We start from the raw sequence: 15,432 nt of genomic DNA, 5'->3' as shown, positions 1-15,432 counted from the left end.
GGTGGATGAAGCAGTTGATGCTGCAGTTTGCTGAGGAGATGTTTGCAATTGAATGAGATCGCCGGCGATCTTGAGTGCAGCCATCATACTGGCACGCTCAATACTCCGGTTACCGCCATTGATTGCTAACTGGATTTGCTCATCTACCAATGTACAAGCCGCGCGAAGTAGGGGCTCATGTTCTGTACTGGTAGCTAAAGTAATTTTTTGACCGGCGAGGGTTACTTCAATGCGTTGTTGGCTCATTGCTATCCTCTAGGTTGATTGGTGTAGCGGGCTCACCGAGTAAGTTCAACTGGCGTCCATCACTCTGCTCTGGCAGGCGACTCAAAATATGCTGAATCCGTTTTTGTGCATCCTCGATCTTTGTTTCAAGCTGAATCCGATCTTGATGTAATTTTTTAACAGCCTCTGTAACCAGTTGAATTTTTTTAGATAGCCTTTGCAATGAGACGGCTATCGAATCAGATTCGCTTGGGTCGACAGGGTTGGAAGGGATGTACTCGGACATATACGCATTGTAGCCTCACGAAAACGCTTTGTGAAACTCCCGTTTTCAGGGTTAATTGGACAAGGCTATCCAGCCGAATTCGGCCATCAAATAGCGCTTCCAGGGCTTGGTGCGGGCTTCTCTAGAAAAACAACACAACTCCGACTACCAGATGGCGAAAGTGAGTCGAGATTTGCAGTATGTTTACCATCAATCACTTCATTGCATAGCGAACGCCAGCAAAGAAATTAGAGCCAGGTGTGTTGTAACCATAGCTTAGTTGGTAGTCTTTATTAAACACATTATTCCAGCGAGCAAAAATACTGAGGTTTTTCTCCACTTCGTAATTAGCATATAGGTTATAGATCGTGTAACCACCCATACCAGTATTAGTCCCCAAATAATCATTTCTTCTGCCAGAAAAAGTGGCGCCAATGCCTCCGGTAAATTTCATCTGCATATATTCGGCAGCAATATTGCCATATTGCTTGGCCTGCTTAATAAGCACAGAATCGGATCCCTGATTCACAGGATTTTGCTGTGTGAAGGATCCTTTTAAGCTTAAGTTAGCAATTTGACTCATGCCGCTAACAGATGCTCCCGTGATATTTGCACTGGAAACATTTGAGGCGCACCCTGTCGACGGGTTTGTCCCCAGTGGACAGCCTAATTTACTAACCTGAATTAAATTGGAAATTGAGTTACTAAAGGCGACTATGTGACCCTCCAAATCAGGTCTTTCGTAATGTAATCCTGCTTCAGTATTTTTACTTTTTTCAGGTTGTATATTTGGGTTGCCATATCCCGGGTAATAGAGATCATTAAAAGTTGGCGCCCTAAAACCAGTGCCATAATTAATATTGGTACGCCATTCTTTGGTAAAAAAGTAACCATAGGCGGCTGACCCAGTATTTTGTGGTCCATAACCCGTAATGCTGTCATTTCTGATGGAAAAATTTGCAATACTGGAATCGTGTTTCATCTGGTACGCCGCAGCACCGGAGTTTGTATTTCTTGATTGACTAAATCCAAGAAGTGGAAATGGGTATTCGGCTGAATTGTAATTAAGTTGATTGCTTGAGACTGTCTGCGTTCTTCTCTCGGCTAATATTTGCAGAGTATCCCTGCCTATTGCGATGTCATTTTGCCATGTGTATATATTTTGGCGTTGGTTGAGCGTGCTGTCATATGCAGAATTAAAATCCGTGGACGGAGAATGCGTTAATGCATTGCTTGTTTGAGCAGAAGCTTGCAGCAGACTTTGCCATATGCCGGTTATTTTATTTTTTGAGTAAAGAGAATAGGTTCCAAGTTGAGAAATTTGATTTTGAACTTGCTGAGCGCCATCTTGCCCATTCAGAGATGGCAATTGATTATTTATGCGGCTTTGCAGAAATTGCAATCCCACCTCTTGATCCTTACGCCATTCTTGGGAAAGCTTGCCCGTTACGCTATCCTGTACATATCCTGTTCTACTGCCCGCAACAAGTCCGTCCTTATTATTCGATGCAATCGTATTAAAACCCATAGACAAAGTTTGGCTGGCGGCTAATGCATAGCGAATTTTTTGATCTCCCTCAGAGGACCCGTTGATACTGGCCTCGCTGATGGATGTTCCATACGTTCCATATCCTATTGAGGCACCGACCTTGGGAGGTCCATCCCCACTTTTGGTAAAAATCTGTATGACACCACCAATTGCATCGGCACCGTAAAGGCTGCTCTGCGGCCCGAAGACAATCTCAATATGATCAATGGTGCTCAAGGGGATGACTGCCCAATTGGCTCCACCATTGAATGAGTCATCGACTCGAACTCCATCAATTAAAACCAAGGTCTGATTGTTGGTGGTGCCGCGTAAAAACACGCTCGCATTAGATCCGCCGCCACCATAACTAGAAATAGTGACGCCTTTTTGCCTTTGGAGTAATTCAGTAAGGGTTGTTTGGCCTGACTGTTGAATTTCTTCAGGCCCAATGTAGACGTTATCTGCCAATACATCACTCGCTTTTGTTGGCGTTCGCGTCGCCGTCACAATAATGGGGTTAATGGAATTTGGTGAATTGCTGACCAATACCGTGGAATCACTTTGTGCTGTTACAGGTGATGCCGAGATGAGTGTGATCGCTGCGCCGCAAAGTAGGATGCGGATTAAGACGCTACTGAACTGCTGTTTCATGTTGAACTTTCTGCCTTCGAATCACCTGGCTCACTTCCCCGTAAGCTGGGTCGAACAGAATTTCACTCTTGAGAGTTCATGCGTCAATTGGACATCCATGCCGTGTCGGCTTGGGATGCTTCATTAGCGCGCGAAGATCCCCGTCCGCAAAATTCCACTTGTCTTGGCCGGTATCCGGGCTAGTAAATTTCAGAATCTGGCCTTCCCATGCAATTGACGCGCACAGTGGCTTATTTAGACTCCTGACACCTTAACTAAAAGTTAGCGTGTATTTACTTACCGTTGCGGGGGCAGCACACGTTTAGTGTTTCCCGTTTAACTTTATTGCATTGCAATAAAGCACCACTACAGAGCAATCTTACCTGATGAATCCGTTTTTAGCCACTCTAAATATCAAAAGCCTACAATCATGGTCTAGGAGTAAAGATTGATGACCGCATTAAATAAGCACCCTGAAAAAAACCTGATTCGTTTGCAGCTTAGCCAAAATTCAGTGCTAAAAAGCATGGATCCAGAGGCAATGGCTGATTTAGAGGGCTATTTGGTGGTCTCAGACCTTAAAAAATCAGAAATCGTACTTCATCAAGGCGATCATCAGATGGAGCAGTACTTTGTGTTGGATGGGATTCTGAAGCGCATAGTCTCTAGCCCCGACGCAAAAGAGATGATCTTGCGCTTTGCCGTTGGGGGGGATATTGAGACGAGCTATGCGGCTTGGCGCCTGAAGACGGCTGCCCCATACAGCATTGCTTGTGTTACCAAGACCCGTATTGCTCGAATGCCCCTTAAGCAATGGGCAGAATTTCTAGATGCCCACCTGCCCCTAAAAGAAAGTTTTGAGTTTGAGGTGATGCGCTTAATGAGTGAGATCATGGCCCATACCATTACCCTGCATATGCTTGATGCACCAGGCCGCGTAGAGCGTTTCTTACGCAAATACGAGGACTTATTTGAACTGCTCCCGAAAAAAGAGCTCGCAGCATATCTCAATCTATCCCCAGAAACTTTAAGTCGTCTCAAAACAAAGCACAAAGAGCTTTTTGTCTGATTGGACAAACCCGTTGTATTGAGTTTTCAGGGGAAGTTGACCAAAGTCAATGATGATTTTCATCCCTAGCTCTAATATTCTTTCAGCCTTAATGGGGTATCCATAGGAACTCCTGGCGCTACTAATCATTTAAATGGAGAAAGTTAGCGAAAGCTAAATTGCACTGAACAGGTATGCGTTCGGGCAGTGTAATGAACTAGAAATATTCTATGACAACAGACAATCAAAATACACAAGTTACTGATGGCTTTCATCTCGTCATTGATGCTTTAAAAGCAAATGACTTAGACACCATTTTTGGTCTCGTCGGTATTCCGATTACTGACTTGTGTCGTTTGGCTCAAGCTGAAGGAATCCGTTTTATTGGCTTTCGGCATGAGCAGCATGCTGGCAATGCTGCAGCTATTGCGGGTTACATGACTCAAAAGCCGGGCATCTGTATGACGGTGTCAGCACCAGGCTTTTTAAATGGCTTGACAGCACTAGCGAATGCTACCGTGAATTGCTTCCCAATGATCTTGATTTCTGGCTCAAGTGAGCGCGAGATCGTTGACTTGCAGCAAGGTGATTATGAAGAAATGGATCAGCTCAATGCAGCCAAGCCTTATTGCAAAGCAGCCTATCGTATTAATCATATTGAAGATATTGGTATTGGTTTTGCGCGCGCTATCCGTGCGGCGGTGTCTGGTCGTCCAGGTGGGGTTTACTTAGACTTACCAGCCCAATTGTTAGCCCAAACAATGCCTGCTGAAGAGGCAAAGAAATCCATCTTCAAGGTAATTGATCCAGTCCCACGTCAAATCCCAGCAGCGGATGCTGTTGAGCGCGCCTTGAATGTTTTAAAAGGCGCTAAGCGTCCGCTCATTCTCTTGGGTAAGGGCGCTGCTTATGCTCAGGCTGATGCAGATATTCGTGCTCTGATTGAGCAGTCTGGTATTCCTTATTTGCCAATGTCCATGGCTAAGGGTTTATTGCCAGATAATCATCTGCAATCTGCTTCTGCAGCACGTTCATTTGTCTTGGCTGAAGCCGATGCCGTGTTATTAGTTGGGGCGCGCTTGAACTGGTTGCTTGCGCACGGTAAGGGTAAGACTTGGGGCAAAGATCCGAAGAAATTTATTCAAATCGACATACAGGCAAATGAAGTGGACAGCAATGTACAAATTGATGCCCCCTTGATCGGTGATATTGGTTCATGTGTTGGTGAGCTCTTAAAAGGAATTGCTGCCGTTCCAAAGCCATCTACTGAGTGGATCAGCGCAATCAATGAGAAGAAAAATAAAAACTTAGCGAAGATGGCTGAAACACTTGCAAAAGAAGCTTCACCAATGAACTTCCATGGCGCTTTACGTGCGATTCGGGATGTGATCAAGCAAAACCCAGATGTGAACTTAGTAAATGAAGGTGCCAACACCCTCGACTATTGCCGCGCCATTGTGGATATGTACAAGCCGCGTAAACGTTTTGACTCAGGTACCTGGGGCATTATGGGTATTGGTATGGGCTATGCGATTGGTGCTTCGGTTACTAGCGGCTTGCCAACGGTTGCTGTGGAGGGTGATAGCGCCTTTGGCTTTAGCGGCATGGAGTTAGAAACGATTTGCCGCTACAACTTACCCATTACTACAGTGGTTTTCAATAACAACGGCGTGTACCGCGGCACCGATGTCAACCCAACGGGTGGCGCAGATGTAGCCCCAACCGTCTTTGTAAAGAACGCCCGTTACGACAAAATGATCGAAGCCTTTGGTGGAGTTGGTTATTACGTCACTACCCCTGTGGAACTAGAAGCTGCGTTAACCAAAGCGATTGCTGAAGGGAAGCCTGCCTTGATTAATGCTGTGATCGATGAAACTGCGGGTACAGAAAGTGGACGCTTAACAAATCTCAATCCATCAACGGCTGCCAGTAAGAAGTAATTCGCGAGTATTCATCAAACACTATTTTTGAGCTCAATTTAGTAGTGCATAAGTAATACCTTAAGGAGAATCAAAAATGACTAAACCATTAGACGGTATTCGTATCATCGATTTCACGCACGTGCAGGCTGGTCCTGCATGTACCCAGTTATTGGCTTGGTACGGTGCTGATGTAATTAAGGTGGAGCGCCCAGGCTCTGGTGACGTTACTCGTAGCCAGTTGCGCGATATCCCTGGTGCAGACGCTTTGTACTTCACCATGCTCAATGGCAATAAGCGTTCTTTGACTTTAGATACGAAGACTCAAGAAGGCAAAGAAGTCTTAGAGAAGATGATTAAGACCTCTGATGTGATGGTTGAGAACTTCGGACCCGGCGCCTTAGATCGTATGGGATTTAGCTGGGCACGTATTCAGGAATTAAATCCAAAAATGATTATGGCTTCTGTAAAAGGCTTTAGCGATGGCCACTCCTACGAAGACTTAAAGGTATATGAGAACGTTGCTCAGTGTGCTGGTGGCGCTGCTTCCACAACGGGTTTCTGGGATGGTCCTCCGACAGTTTCTGCTGCTGCCTTGGGTGACAGCAATACAGGCATGCATTTGGCGATTGGTATTTTGACTGCATTAATGCAGCGTCAAAAAACAGGCAAAGGACAAAAAGTGTCCTGCTCAATGCAAGATGCGGTATTGAACTTGTGCCGTGTCAAGTTGCGCGATCAACAACGTTTAGACAAAATTGGTTACCTTGAAGAGTACCCACAGTATCCACACGGTACGTTCTCAGATGTGGTTCCCCGTGGCGGAAATGCTGGTGGTGGCGGTCAACCGGGTTGGGTGCTGAAGTGTAAAGGCTGGGAAACAGATCCAAATGCTTACATCTACTTTACTATTCAAGGTCACGCTTGGGAGCCAATTACTCGCGCGATTGGTAAGCCAGAGTGGGCGACTGACCCAGCCTATATGACTGCTGAAGCCCGTCAAGATAAAATTTTTGATATCTTTGCGACGATTGAGGTCTGGCTCAAGGATAAGACGAAGTATGAGGCGGTCGACATTCTCCGTAAGTTTGATATTCCTTGTGCGCCAGTGTTCTCAATGAAGGAGTTGGCTAACTCACCAGATTTGCGTAAGAGCGGTTCCATTGTTGAGGTTGATCATAAAGTTCGCGGTAAGTATTTGACGATTGGTAGCCCAATTAAGTTTTCGGATTTAGAGATTGAGGTGAAGCCATCACCGGTACTGGGTGAGCACACTGACGAGGTCTTGACTGACCTTGGATATAGTGCAGATGATATTGCGAAGTTGCACGCAGCTAAAGCAGTTTAGTCGCCATTAGTGGTGCTGTTTCTAGTCTCAAAGGCGCTCCTGGTGGGCGCCTTTTTAACACCCAGAAGGAAGAAAAATAGTGCATAAAAATTGCCATAGACTTTCTATATGAATATTGATTTAAGTCAATTAGTGAACTGTATAGGAGACGCAATCATTGTTGTCGATGCAGATGAAAAAATTGTGTTGTGGAATCCCGCTGCAACGCGCATTTTTGGCTACTCTGAAATAGAGGCTTTAGGAGGTACCTTAGATTTCATTATTCCAGAGCGTCATCGTCATCGGCATAACGAGGGTTGTCGTAAGTCTATGGATACCGGCATCACTCGTTACGGCACATCATTACTCAAGGTGCCAGCCCTGCACCAGAACGGCAGCATGCTTTCAATCGCATTTACAGTAGGCATGCTGTTTGATGAGCGCCAAAAGGTCAATGGGATCGTCGCAGTGATCCGAGATGAAACCGAGCGCTTTGCAGAGGAACGCGCACTAAAAAAGCGGATCGCTGATCTTGAGGGGGCTTTAGCATCCCTCTAGGCCTAGTAAGGATGGTGATTTACTTGTTTTTGGGTAAAATAAAGCACATTCCTAGCTGCTGGTAAAACCAGAATCCCCCCGCTGGTAAAATTGGATTAATTCAACATTTCAATATTATTAGGATTTTAATTATGGCAAAAGCATTAGACGGGGTGAAAATCCTCGACTTCACACATGTTCAGTCTGGTCCGACCTGTACTCAGTTACTCGCCTGGTTTGGCGCTGATGTAATTAAGGTAGAAAAATCGGGTGAGGGTGATGCTACTCGTGGCCAATTGCGCGATATCCCGGATGCTGATAGTTTGTATTTCACGATGCTGAACCATAACAAGCGTTCAATCACAGTCAATACCAAAACTCCGCGTGGTAAAGAAATCTTAGAGCGTCTGATCAAAGAGTGCGATGTTTTGGTTGAGAATTTCGCACCTGGCGCATTGGATCGCATGGGATTTTCTTGGGAGCGTATTCAGGAACTCAACCCCATGATGATTATGGCTTCAGTAAAAGGTTTTGGTCCTGGTCCTTATGAGGATTGCAAGGTATATGAAAACGTAGCGCAATGTGCTGGTGGTTCAGCCTCTACCACCGGGTTTGATGATGGACCTCCGATGGTCACTGGTGCACAGATTGGCGATAGCGGCACAGGTTTGCATTTAGCATTAGGTATTGTGACGGCGCTATATCAACGTACACACTCTGGCCGTGGTCAAAAAGTATTAGCAGCAATGCAAGACTCTGTATTAAACCTTTGCCGCGTGAAGTTACGTGATCAACAGCGCTTGGAGCGCAATGGCGTCATGCAAGAGTATCCCCAATACCCTAATGGTGAATTTGGTGAGTCTGTACCCCGTGCTGGTAATGCTTCTGGTGGCGGTCAACCTGGCTGGATTGTGAAATGTAAAGGCTGGGAAACAGATCCTAATGCTTATATGTATGTCATTGTGCAAGCCCCAGTTTGGGAGGCTGTTTGTAAGGTGATTGGTCGTGAAGAGTGGATTACAGATGTTCGTTTCTCTTCGCCCATGGCTCGCTTGCCACACCTGATGGAAATTTTCGGTGAAATTGAAAAGTGGACTATGACCAAGACTAAGTTTGAAGTCATGGATATTTTGAATCAATACGACATCCCCTGTGGCCCTATTTTGTCGATGAAGGAGATCGCAGAAGAGCCAGCGTTACGGGCTACCGGAACCATTGTTGAGGTCGATCATCCTATTCGTGGCAAATATCTAACAGTTGGTAATCCAATTAAAATGTCCGATAGTCCAACAGACATTACTCGCTCACCGCTACTTGGTGAGCATACTGATGAGATTCTCAGTGAACTTGGTTTTACTACCGATGAATTGATTTCTCTTCGTCACGATAAGGTAATCTAAGATGCGAATTGCGCTAATCGGAAGTTCGGATTTTGGTAAAGCGGCCTTGGAGGCTTTTTTAAATCGCGGTGATGAAGTGGTTGCGGTTTTTTGTCCGCCGGATAACCCGAAATCCTCCAAACCTGAAGTGCTTAAGGAGGCAGCTATTGCAAGAGGGTTAACTCCCTTGCAGTTTGCATCGCTCAAAGGCGCTGATGCCGCTCAGGCGATGATAGATAGTCAAGCCGATATCTGTGTGATGGCATATGTGTTGCAATTTGTACCGCAAGAGCTGTGTAAGATTCCGAAGCACGGCACGATTCAATATCACCCCTCGTTATTACCAAAGTATCGCGGTCCTAGCGCGATTAATTGGGCTATTGCTCTTGGTGAAGAAAAGACTGGTTTAACGATCTTCCGTCCATCTGATGGCTTAGATGAGGGTGAAATTATTTTGCAAAAAGAGGTGTGCATTGCACCTAATGACACCCTAGGTACAGTCTATTTCGACCACTTATTCCCGCTAGGTGTAAAAGCTTTGCTTGAAGCTGCTGATCTCGTGGCTGCCAATCAGCATCAAGAGATAGTGCAAGATGAGTCTCAGGCTAACTATGAAGGTTGGTTTGGAGTTGATGCCGCTCAAATTCATTGGGCAACCCACATCACTCAAATCCATAACCTGATTCGAGCATGTAACCCTGCCCCTGGCGCATGGACGAAATTTGGTGATCAAAAGGTGCAGATCTACGATTGTCATAAGCATATCGTTGCTACTTTTGGGGCCGTTAAAGGCAAGCCTGGTGAGATCACTGAAATTACTTTGGACTCCTTCTTTGTAGCCTGTCATGGCGGGCAGATAGAAGTCCTCAAGGCCAAGGGTGCCGCAGGAAAAGTGTCTGGTGCTGAGTTGGCGAGAGAGTTAAACCTTAATGTGGGTCAATTTTTCACGATCTAGATTAGACACTCTCAAATAGCGACTAGCTGTCTCAGCGCGTTCTAACCCTTTAAGATTATGTTCGGTGTCGAACATAATCTTTTTCTATTTCTATAGTCGTAACAAATATTAAATATAAAAGTTATTTTCGATTTCCCTAGGTGAATAACCTTACAGGGAATACGATTAATGCATGTCTGAATCAAGCTTTAAATATCTTCACTTCTCCAGTTCCATTAGGAGAATTAACAAGCGCTACAAGTTGACTGAATACAAACAGGTCATGGTTCTTGAGGCTGTCCTTGCTGCCCACGCAGAAGGCGTCACCCTTTCTGTCTTAGATCTAATACTGCTAAAAGAGATTGCCTCTCAAGCAACCCTGCATTCAATAACCAAGTTATTGATAGATTCAAAACTCATTAAGACTGATGTCTGCAAAATTGACGCACGGCGTAAATACGTATCTCCAACAAAGTTGGGATTATCTTGGTTAAATGACTGCTCAGAGGTATTAACCTCAACAGCTAAAAAATGATTTATTTCGCACTTAGAGGCGGGCTATTGATTTTGCTGGGATTGTTATCCCTATCGAAATTGACCTACGCCCAATCCTCAAAAGAGGATAGCGTGCTTTGTTATAAATCAGCCATTAGGGAGCCCCTCACTTTTTATGGCAATCCAATGGACACCTTCACGCTCTATGATGGTAGTAGGTGGAGGGTTGCCAATGGCGGTCCTTATGAATACATTCCCGTGCGCTATCGCAATGTAATAGTTTGCCCAACCGAACAAGTCCTCATTATTGAGAAGAGGGCATTGTCAGTTGAGAAAATGAGAATCTAAACCCGTCCTTCCTAACTCAGTTCCCTTGGTGTCTTAAAGGGATCGAGGCCTCGCAATTATATTTCTAGGTTATCAATCAAGCGTGTTTTGCCAAGCTTGGCTGCTGTCAGAATCACGAGCCCCTCTCCAGTCTGTAGGCTTTCATTAGAGGGGCGTGCTAAATCGCTTTGCTGGCGAATGGCGATGTAGTCCGGATTCCATCCACGCCGAGTCAGCGTACTAATTGCTACCTTTTCAATTTCATTCAGTGCGTGATCATTGCGCTCACTCAAATCAAGAACGCGTGCGCGAGCTTCCTTCAAAACTTTTTGTAGCTCAGGCGCTTCAGTGCGTTCTGCGCTAGAAAGATAGCTGTTACGAGAGGAGAGTGCGAGTCCATCTTCCGCGCGAATGGTTTCTCCTGGGACGATGTCCACTGGTAAAGCAAATTGTTTAGCCATTTGACGAATGATCATCAACTGCTGGTAATCTTTTTTACCAAAAACAGCAACCTGAGGTTGAACACAAGAGAGTAGCTTAAGTACCACCGTGCAAACGCCTTTAAAGAAACCCGGACGAAACTCACCTTCCAGGATGTCACCCAATTGTTGTGGCGGATCTACCCTGTACTCTTGAGGTTGTGGATATAGGTCACGCTCGGTTGGCGCAAACAAGATATATACCCCTTCTTTTTCTAGCTTATCAATATCAGCCTGCATAGTGCGGGGATAACTATCGAAATCCTCATTTGGACCAAACTGCAATCGGTTTACAAAAATACTGGCCACTACCGGATCACCATGCTGCCTAGCGAGGCGCATGAGCGATAAGTGACCTTCATGGAGGTTGCCCATCGTCGGCACAAAAGAGGCGCGATTTTGTCCTCTTAAATGGTCACGCAACTCTTGTATGTCGCTAATAATTTTCATGCAACGGGGGTATAGGCGAGTCGCACGTAGATGGGTGCATAGGGCTCTGCCTGAGTGATCTCTACCAAGGCTTCGCGTGAGAGCTCGAGCATTGCAATGAAATTCACGATGACTACTGGGATGCCATTGCCAGATTTGATGGCATCTTCAAAAAGCTCACCGAATTCTACAAAGCGCGCATTTTGCAAGCGACGCAAAATGCGGGTCATGAAATCACGTACGGATAGCGCTTCACGAGTAATGGTGTGGTGTTGATTCAGTTTTGCGCGGTGTAAAACATCCCGCCAAGCCATCTGTAGGTCATCCTGATTCACATCCGGCCAGGTCACTGCAACGGTGGTATCGACGTAACCATGGGCGATTTGGAAATCACGACCTTGTTGTGGAATCTGATCTAACTCTTGTGCTGCGAGCTTCATACGTTCGTATTCCAGGAGGCGACGAACGAGTTCTGCGCGGGGGTCTTCAACTTCTTCATCGCTATCTGCTTTTTTCATCGGCAGGAGCATGCGAGATTTGATCTCAATCAACATAGCCGCCATCAAGAGGTACTCAGCAGCTAATTCGAGATTGTGGTGCCGGATTTGATCGATATAACTCAGGTACTGTTGAGTGACCTGCGCCATTGGAATATCCAAGACATTGAAATTCTGCTTGCGAATCAGGTAAAGCAACAGATCAAGAGGGCCTTCAAACGCTTCTAGAAAGACCTCTAGCGCGTCAGGAGGAATGTATAGATCTGTCGGTAGTTTAAATAGCGGTTCACCATATAACTTTGCGAAAGCCTCGGACATGCCATCCGTAACAGATGGAGTGCTATCGAGTAAATCTGATTGAGCGCTTGGCTCTGGTCCCAACTCAGTCATTCGAGTAAACGTAAGCTCGCTGCTTTAATTTGGCAGCCTTGGCTCGGCGCTGATCTTCGGTACTCAAAGGTTTTTGGTCCCATAGGAGGGCGCGACCCGCCTGCTGGCCCGCTTCAAGATCGGGTTTCTCAGATTTGAGTTCATTTAAGAACTGGGTGAATTCAGAGGTATACCTGGCCATCTTATTTCCTAAAATTCTCAATTAATTCAAATACTTAAATAATTATTGGAAAGCAAAAACCTATCCAACCCATCATTATTAACGATTTTTCCTACAAACCCATCGACTTTTTGCTTAAGTCTTGAAAAATCCTCTTTTGGGGATATTTTTAGAGGTTTGCAGCCATTAAGGCCTCAATTTGGGGCTCTTCGACCCGAGCCATAAGGTGTTTATAGGGTTTAATCGGGTTTTGGCTGGAGAGTGGCGTTGCAACATCATTCCAAGTCAAAGCGGGAACAGAGAGAAAGTTCTCGACGCCTGCTGAGACTTGCGGCAGTACTGGCTTGAGATAAAGACTCAACAAACGGAATGCTTCTAGTGTCACGCTACAAACTCTTTGTAAATCCGCCTCACGCTCTGGATCTTTAGCGATTTCCCATGGCTTATTTTCATTCACAAAGGCATTTACCTTGTCGGCTAATTCCATGATGGTGCGCAATGCTTTGGCATATTCACGTGCTTCGTAAAGTTCAGCTATTTTTTCACTAGCAGAGGCAATTTCGGTAAGTAGTGGATTGTTCATGGCTTCATCAGAAACAATGCCGCCAAAACGTTTAACTAAGAAGCCAGCGCTGCGACTAGCGATGTTGATATATTTCCCCAAGAGGTCACTATTTACTCTGGCAACAAAGTCTTGGAGATTCAAATCTAAATCTTCCATACTGGCATTGAGTTTGGTGGCAAAGTAATAGCGGAACCATTCTGGATTAAAGCCAGATTGAATCACGCTATGTGCAGAAATTAAAGTGCCACGGGACTTGCTCATCTTTTCGCCATCAACCGTCAGGAAGCCATGAGCAAATACATTGGTGGGTGTACGGTAGCCTGCAAAGTGAAGAGTCGCTGGCCAGAAAAGGGTATGGAAATACAGAATATCTTTACCGATGAAATGGTATTGCTCAGTAGTAGTATCCGGCCTGACCCATTCCTCAAAATTCAAACCCTTGCTCTGGCAATAGTTGAGAAAGCTGGCGTAATAGCCAATTGGGGCATCAAGCCAGACATAAAAATATTTGCCTGGCGCATCGGGGATTTCAAAGCCAAAGTAGGGTGCATCACGCGAGATGTCCCAGTCACCAAGCTTGCTATCACCGGGTTGTCCAACCCATTCCTTCATCTTGTTACGGGCTTCCGGTTGCAGTGGCGTTCTGACTTGGGTCCAGTCACGCAGGAAGGTTTCACAGCGTGAATCGGATAACTTGAAGAAGTAATGATCGGATACTTTTTTGATTGGGGTTGCGCCACTCACTACAGAAAACGGATTTTTTAAATCAGTTGGCGAATAAGTTGCACCACACTTTTCGCAAGAGTCACCGTACTGATCTTTGGCGCCACATTTAGGGCATTCGCCTTTGATAAAGCGATCTGGCAAGAACATTTCTTTTACGGGATCATATGCTTGCTCAATGGCACGTTTTTCAATCAGGCCAGCATCACGCAATTTCAGATAGATACTTTTAGAGAGGGTTTCATTCTCAGGACTATCTGTGGTGTAGTAGTTGTCAAAAGAAATTAAGAAGTCATCGAAATCGCGCTTATGCTCTTTCCATACATTAGCAATTAATTCTTTTGGAGTTAGACCTTCTTTTTCCGCACGCAGCATGATGGGTGTGCCGTGAGTATCATCGGCACCAACGTAATGCACTTCATGACCCCGCATTCTTTGGAAGCGAACCCAAATATCGGTCTGAACATATTCCACCAAATGCCCAATATGTATCTGGCCATTGGCGTAAGGTAGGGCAGAGGTAACTAGCAGGCGACGTTTGGAGCTACTCATGAAAAACGGACTTAAATAGAAATAGTGAACTAATGGGAATACCAGATTATGAGGCTTGAGCCTCTACTTCAGCGCTAATTTTAGTCTGCGGTTAAAGTAAACACCGATTCAAACCTAATTTAAGAGATGTTTTATGGCTTCAAGCCACCATATTCAGATGTCTAGTGCTTCCGTGCCTTTAGTGCATGAGGTACAAATTATGGACGAAGCAGGGCGCATCAAGACTGCCCATATTCCCGGCGAGCGCCCGCTCACCATTTATTTAGATAAACGTGAAGTGGTCACTTTAATGACTTTGGGTAGTGCCCCAGAGGCTTTGGTGCTCGGCTATCTCCGTAATCAGCGATTGGTAGAGTCACCGGATGACATTGCGAGTATTCAGGTAGATTGGGAAACCGATTCTGCTGCAGTGAGGACCCTTCGCAGCACCGTGGACATCGACGCATTGACCAGTAAGCGGGTGGTTACCACTGGCTGTGGTCAGGGCACGATGTTTGGTGGATTGATGGAGGAAATGTCGGAGATTCGACTTCCTGACGGGCCTCAGCTAAGTCAAGAAGCCATCGTTAACCTCATCGACAGTATTCGGGTTCATGACACGATTTACAAGAAATCAGGCTCAGTACATGCCTGTGCCGTGTTTGAGCGGGACGGAGATGGTGGTGTCCGCCTGCTACATTTCATTGAGGATGTGGGTCGACATAATGCAGTTGACTCGATTTCAGGTCTGATGTGGTTGGCTGATAAACCAGGCAGGGATCTGATTTTCTTCACTACTGGACGGCTTACTTCGGAGATGGTCATTAAGGGTGCTCAGATGGGCATCCCTTTTCTCATGACGCGCTCTGGAATGACCTTAATGGGCCTAGAGTTAGCCCGCAAAACGAACCTCACGCTTCTATCTCGCTGTTCTGGCAAGCATTTTGAGATCTTCAATGCCCCTGAGAGGGTCATTTTTACCTCCCCACCCGCAATTCCCTCCCCATAAATTGGTGGGCATAGGCCCCGCGATGGTTTTACAAT

At 45.7% G+C, this 15,432-nt stretch carries 15 protein-coding genes, 1 pseudogene and 1 riboswitch; of the genes and pseudogenes, 9 read left to right on the top strand and 7 right to left on the bottom strand.

Annotated elements, in window-relative coordinates:
* Positions 1 to 21 precede the first annotated feature (21 nt).
* The 3 genes and pseudogenes from ICN15_RS10960 to ICN15_RS05005 form a co-directional block, all read right to left on the bottom strand.
* Positions 22 to 246: pseudogene (locus ICN15_RS10960) on the bottom strand (cell division protein ZapA); the annotation flags it as partial.
* Positions 227 to 511 (bottom strand): hypothetical protein, encoded by a 285-nt coding sequence (locus ICN15_RS05010; RefSeq protein ID WP_216201612.1) that lies wholly within the window; start codon positions 509 to 511, stop codon positions 227 to 229. The gene ICN15_RS05010 and the pseudogene ICN15_RS10960, both read right to left, overlap by 20 nt.
* Before the next feature lie 193 nt (positions 512 to 704).
* A complete protein-coding gene (locus tag ICN15_RS05005) occupies positions 705 to 2,669 on the bottom strand; it encodes a TonB-dependent receptor domain-containing protein (protein WP_216201611.1) in 1,965 nt (654 codons plus the stop codon).
* Positions 2,670 to 2,816: 147 nt separating this feature from the next.
* A riboswitch (cobalamin riboswitch) is annotated at positions 2,817 to 3,031 on the bottom strand.
* A gap of 68 nt (positions 3,032 to 3,099) precedes the next feature.
* Between ICN15_RS05005 and ICN15_RS05000 the strand changes: the two genes are divergently transcribed.
* From ICN15_RS05000 to ICN15_RS04965, 8 genes are all read left to right on the top strand, one after another.
* Positions 3,100 to 3,717: a Crp/Fnr family transcriptional regulator gene (locus tag ICN15_RS05000; RefSeq protein WP_216201610.1), complete on the top strand. Its 618-nt coding sequence runs from the start codon at positions 3,100 to 3,102 to the stop codon at positions 3,715 to 3,717.
* Between the two features lie 209 nt (positions 3,718 to 3,926).
* On the top strand, positions 3,927 to 5,636 hold the full coding sequence (oxc, locus tag ICN15_RS04995; protein WP_216201609.1) for an oxalyl-CoA decarboxylase: 1,710 nt from the start codon (positions 3,927 to 3,929) through the stop codon (positions 5,634 to 5,636).
* 76 nt (positions 5,637 to 5,712) lie between these two features.
* Entirely contained in the window at positions 5,713 to 6,963 is a 1,251-nt protein-coding gene (gene frc / locus ICN15_RS04990) for a formyl-CoA transferase (RefSeq protein WP_216201608.1), read from the top strand.
* 108 nt (positions 6,964 to 7,071) lie between these two features.
* Positions 7,072 to 7,500 carry a PAS domain-containing protein gene (locus tag ICN15_RS04985; RefSeq protein ID WP_216201607.1) on the top strand — a complete coding sequence of 143 codons (429 nt, stop codon included), beginning with the start codon at positions 7,072 to 7,074 and terminating at the stop codon, positions 7,498 to 7,500.
* Positions 7,501 to 7,631: 131 nt separating this feature from the next.
* A complete protein-coding gene (gene frc, locus ICN15_RS04980; protein WP_216201606.1) occupies positions 7,632 to 8,879 on the top strand; it encodes a formyl-CoA transferase in 1,248 nt (415 codons plus the stop codon).
* Between the two features lies 1 nt (position 8,880).
* Complete coding sequence (locus ICN15_RS04975) at positions 8,881 to 9,813, top strand: methionyl-tRNA formyltransferase (protein WP_216201605.1); 933 nt, start codon at positions 8,881 to 8,883, stop codon at positions 9,811 to 9,813.
* Positions 9,814 to 9,985: 172 nt separating this feature from the next.
* Entirely contained in the window at positions 9,986 to 10,327 is a 342-nt protein-coding gene (locus ICN15_RS04970; RefSeq protein WP_216201604.1) for a hypothetical protein, read from the top strand.
* On the top strand, positions 10,324 to 10,635 hold the full coding sequence (locus tag ICN15_RS04965; protein ID WP_216201603.1) for a hypothetical protein: 312 nt from the start codon (positions 10,324 to 10,326) through the stop codon (positions 10,633 to 10,635). The genes ICN15_RS04970 and ICN15_RS04965 overlap by 4 nt, the downstream gene beginning before the upstream one ends.
* A 56-nt stretch (positions 10,636 to 10,691) precedes the next feature.
* On the opposite strand, the gene panC is transcribed toward ICN15_RS04965, so the two are convergent.
* The 4 genes from panC to metG form a co-directional block, all read right to left on the bottom strand.
* Entirely contained in the window at positions 10,692 to 11,543 is an 852-nt protein-coding gene (gene panC / locus ICN15_RS04960; protein WP_216201602.1) for a pantoate--beta-alanine ligase, read from the bottom strand.
* On the bottom strand, positions 11,540 to 12,409 hold the full coding sequence (locus tag ICN15_RS04955; protein ID WP_216201601.1) for a ScpA family protein: 870 nt from the start codon (positions 12,407 to 12,409) through the stop codon (positions 11,540 to 11,542). The genes panC and ICN15_RS04955 overlap by 4 nt, the downstream gene beginning before the upstream one ends.
* A complete protein-coding gene (locus ICN15_RS04950) occupies positions 12,402 to 12,590 on the bottom strand; it encodes a DUF3460 family protein (RefSeq protein WP_216201600.1) in 189 nt (62 codons plus the stop codon). Before ICN15_RS04950 ends, ICN15_RS04955 begins: the two co-directional genes overlap by 8 nt.
* A 148-nt stretch (positions 12,591 to 12,738) precedes the next feature.
* On the bottom strand, positions 12,739 to 14,409 hold the full coding sequence (gene metG / locus ICN15_RS04945; protein WP_216201599.1) for a methionine--tRNA ligase: 1,671 nt from the start codon (positions 14,407 to 14,409) through the stop codon (positions 12,739 to 12,741).
* Positions 14,410 to 14,542: 133 nt separating this feature from the next.
* On the opposite strand from metG, the gene ICN15_RS04940 reads away from it, so the two are divergent.
* Positions 14,543 to 15,397 (top strand): formate dehydrogenase accessory sulfurtransferase FdhD, encoded by an 855-nt coding sequence (locus ICN15_RS04940; protein ID WP_216201598.1) that lies wholly within the window; start codon positions 14,543 to 14,545, stop codon positions 15,395 to 15,397.
* The last annotated feature ends 35 nt before the right edge of the window (positions 15,398 to 15,432 follow it).

It is taken from the genome of Polynucleobacter sp. CS-Odin-A6 (assembly GCF_018882095.1).
Lineage (GTDB): Bacteria > Pseudomonadota > Gammaproteobacteria > Burkholderiales > Burkholderiaceae > Polynucleobacter.
Note: the sequence above shows the minus strand (reverse complement) of the source record. Positions and strands in the feature narration are given on the sequence as shown.